At 48.3% G+C, this 300-nt stretch carries 2 rRNA genes; both read right to left on the bottom strand.

Annotation, left to right across the window (positions count from 1 at the left end):
• Positions 1–2: 2 nt before the first annotated feature.
• Positions 3–118: ribosomal RNA gene (gene rrf, locus CJF39_RS22715) — 5S ribosomal RNA — on the bottom strand.
• A 107-nt stretch (positions 119–225) separates the two neighbouring features.
• Positions 226–300 (bottom strand): 5S ribosomal RNA (gene rrf, locus CJF39_RS23825); the annotation flags it as partial.

Genomic DNA, 300 nt, shown 5'->3' with positions numbered 1-300 from the left:
AATCTTGACGATGACCTACTCTCACATGGGGAAACCCCACACTACCATCGGCGATGCATCGTTTCACTGCTGAGTTCGGGATGGGATCAGGTGGTTCCAATGCTCTATGGTCGTCAAGAAATTCTGTGACAGATCCGTTACTGCATAACGTGCCTGTGAAAACTTGGGACTTCTACAAAAACAAAATCCCTGTCTGCGTGAGCAGACAGGGATTTTGGAATTCAATCTTGACGATGACCTACTCTCACATGGGGAAACCCCACACTACCATCGGCGATGCATCGTTTCACTGCTGAGTTC

The sequence above is a fragment of the Pseudomonas lundensis genome (genome assembly GCF_002269125.1).
Classification (GTDB): domain Bacteria; phylum Pseudomonadota; class Gammaproteobacteria; order Pseudomonadales; family Pseudomonadaceae; genus Aquipseudomonas; species Aquipseudomonas lundensis_A.
Note: the sequence above shows the minus strand (reverse complement) of the source record. Positions and strands in the feature narration are given on the sequence as shown.